Here is a 2849-nt window from a genome sequence, read left to right on the forward strand (position 1 = left end):
GGGGCGGCGGCGCGCGCGGCCCCCGCACCCCCACCGGGACCGGTGGGACCGGCGGGCGCCATGGCATGCGCCTCGGGCCCCGGCACGTAGCCCAGGGCGGGCGCGGCGGCCGGCGGCGCGGCGAAGGCCGCGGCGGCGGGCGGACCGCTGCGTTCCAGCCGGTCGAGCCGGGCCTGGAAGGACCGCTCGTCGTCGAATGCGGCGGGCAGCAGCACCCGGGCGCAGATCAGCTCCAGCTGCAGCCGGGGCGAGGTCGCGCCGCGCATCTCGGTGAGCCCGGTGTTGACCAGATCGGCGGCGCGCGACAGTTCGGCGGCCCCGAACACGGACGCCTGGGCCTGCATCCGCTCCACGACATCGGCGGGGGCGTCGATCAGGCCCTTCTCCCCGGCGTCCGGCACGGCGGCCAGGATCACCAGGTCGCGCAGCCGCTCCAGCAGGTCGGCGACGAACCGGCGCGGGTCGTTCCCGCCTTCGACGACCCGGTCGACGACCTCGAACGCGGCCGCCCCGTCCCCGGCGGCGAAGGCGTCGACGACGGAGTCGAGCAGCGAGCCGTCGGTGTAGCCGAGCAGCGAGGTGGCCATGGCATACGTCACACCGTCGTCGGCGGCGCCGGCGAGCAGCTGGTCCATGACGGACATCGAGTCACGCACGGACCCGGCGCCGGCGCGCACGACCAGTGGCAGCACGCCGTCCTCGACCTGGGCGCCCTCGCGCCCGCAGACCTCGCCCAGATACTCCCGCAGAGTGCCGGGCGGCACGAGCCGGAAGGGATAGTGGTGCGTCCTGGACCGGATGGTCCCGATCACCTTCTCCGGCTCCGTGGTGGCGAAGATGAACTTGAGGTGCTCCGGCGGCTCCTCGACCACCTTCAGCAGGGCGTTGAAGCCCGCCGAGGTGACCATGTGGGCCTCGTCGATGATGTAGATCTTGTAGCGGCTGGACGCCGGCCCGAAGAAGGCCTTCTCGCGCAGGTCACGGGCATCGTCCACACCACCGTGCGAAGCGGCGTCGATCTCGATGACGTCGATGGACCCCGGACCGTTCCTGGCCAGGTCCCGGCAGGACTGGCACTCCCCGCAGGGGGTGGGGGTGGGACCCTGCTCACAGTTCAGGCAGCGGGCGAGGATGCGCGCGCTGGTGGTCTTTCCGCAGCCGCGCGGCCCGCTGAACAGGTACGCGTGGTTGACCCGGTTGTTCCGCAGGGCCTGCATCAGCGGGGCAGTGACATGCTCCTGCCCGATGACCTCGGAGAACGACTCGGGGCGATAGCGGCGGTACAGCGCAAGGGACGACACGTATACGAGGTTATCCGGGCGCACCGACATCAGCGGCCCGCCGAAGCCCCTGAAGGGCGTCCTGGACGGTGCCGGGAGCGCAAAGCGCCCCCCACGCACCCGCCAGAGCCCACTTACCCTTGCTGCCTTCCGGCCCTGGGGGAGTTCGGTGAGATGGCGCCACGTGAGGGGCTGGCCCCACCCTAGCGGATGGATGGCCCCGGAATCGAGCCGGACCCCGACCTGCTCTCCGTCCGACGATCACGTTCGCGAGCACCCCTCAACGTCTTGTATTGTTTGCCGCGGAGGATTCGCCTAGTGGCCTAGGGCGCACGCTTGGAAAGCGTGTTGGGGGCAACCCCTCACGAGTTCGAATCTCGTATCCTCCGCCAGTGCCTCACCGGGCACTTGAAGGCCCCGACCGGGAAACCGGCCGGGGCCTTCTGCGTTCCGTGGTCTCAGTTCGAGTCTCGTTTATTTGCCGCATAACCGGACACTTCCCCGTGTTCCGGCCTCGATGGCCTATCCCTCGTGCTCCCAGGGGTTCAGCAGGAGTGCGCCTGATCGCGCCAGATGCTTGATGTTGCGGCTCACCAGCGTCCAGCCGTTCGCCAGGGCGGTGGCGGCGATCAGTGCGTCGGGTGGATCGATGCTGGTTCCGGCACTCTTGAGCCTCCGGTGAAGAGCGAGGTAGGCGAGTGCCTCCCGCTCTCCAACGGCGGCGATCCGGTCGCGGTACTGCTCACGGATGTCCGTGAGCGCCCGGTCGAAAGCGGTACGCCGCACTGGATCAGGCGTTCCCTCAATGCCTGCTTCGATCTCCGCGACCGTGATGACGCTCAGGTAGAGGGCAGGAGACGAACCGAGCGAGCCCAGGCGACGACGGCCGGGGCAGGCTTCGGCCGGGTGGTGATCTCGGCGACCACATTGGTGTCGAGCAGATAGATCACTCGCCATCTGCCGCATCGTCGTAGGACCGCTGCCCGAACTCCAGACCCTCGAACGGGGCCGCCGTAAGCCGCTCAAGGAATCCATCACTGCCCAGGGTCGCCCAGCGGTGAAGCATGTCAGGCAAGGCATCGATGTCGGTGTCGGCCAGCTCGGCATCGAAGTGCCCAAGCTGGTGCTCGGGCAGAGACTCCCGGATCTCCCGGATCGTCCGTAGCGGATGGGACTGAGGATGGGACTCCTCGGGTCTGCGCGGCGGGAGCGGCAGATTCGGGGCAGTGCTCACGATCGGCTCCTCCACGCTGTGGTCCACGGGCCCATGCCTGAACACCACCCTAGGCCGGGTGACCCTGGAGAGGGCTGGAAACGACCCGAATCCGAGCTTTGACGGGACCCATCCGCCGAGTCGCCGCCGGCTGCCGGCTGCCGGCGATGCCGCTTTGGTTGGAACCAGCTGAACGAAGCTGTCGGGCTGGACACAATGGGGAGCGCCGCCCTGTAGCCGGTTTCGTGACACGTCGCATGCACCGCGTCATTGGTCCATGGCGAAGATCAGCTGTCGAATCTCGTATCCTCCGCAGTCGCCTGAACTGGCGAAACGAAGACCCCGGACCGCTTCAG

3 protein-coding genes, 1 tRNA gene and 1 other RNA gene are annotated in these 2849 nt (G+C 68.9%); 1 reads left to right on the plus strand and 4 read right to left on the minus strand.

The annotated features are described in order from the left end of the window. Together ACWGIU_RS34585 and ffs are read right to left on the minus strand one after the other, a co-directional pair. On the minus strand, positions 1 to 1301 hold a 1301-nt coding region (locus ACWGIU_RS34585), incomplete at its 3' end, for a DNA polymerase III subunit gamma and tau (protein ID WP_453712064.1). An 80-nt stretch (positions 1302 to 1381) separates the two neighbouring features. Continuing rightward, an RNA gene (gene ffs, locus ACWGIU_RS34590) (signal recognition particle sRNA small type) lies at positions 1382 to 1476 on the minus strand. A gap of 108 nt (positions 1477 to 1584) precedes the next feature. On the opposite strand from ffs, the gene ACWGIU_RS34595 reads away from it, so the two are divergent. Further along, a tRNA-Ser gene (locus tag ACWGIU_RS34595) sits at positions 1585 to 1672 on the plus strand. A gap of 130 nt (positions 1673 to 1802) precedes the next feature. Here the strand turns inward: ACWGIU_RS34595 and ACWGIU_RS34600 are convergent. Next, positions 1803 to 2315: a PIN domain-containing protein gene (locus tag ACWGIU_RS34600; RefSeq protein WP_453712065.1), complete on the minus strand. Its 513-nt coding sequence runs from the start codon at positions 2313 to 2315 to the stop codon at positions 1803 to 1805. Continuing rightward, complete coding sequence (locus tag ACWGIU_RS34605; protein ID WP_214946609.1) at positions 2227 to 2514, minus strand: hypothetical protein; 288 nt, start codon at positions 2512 to 2514, stop codon at positions 2227 to 2229. The genes ACWGIU_RS34600 and ACWGIU_RS34605 overlap by 89 nt, the downstream gene beginning before the upstream one ends. Positions 2515 to 2849 lie beyond the last annotated feature (335 nt).

It is taken from the genome of Streptomyces sp. NPDC054840, from assembly GCF_053611065.1.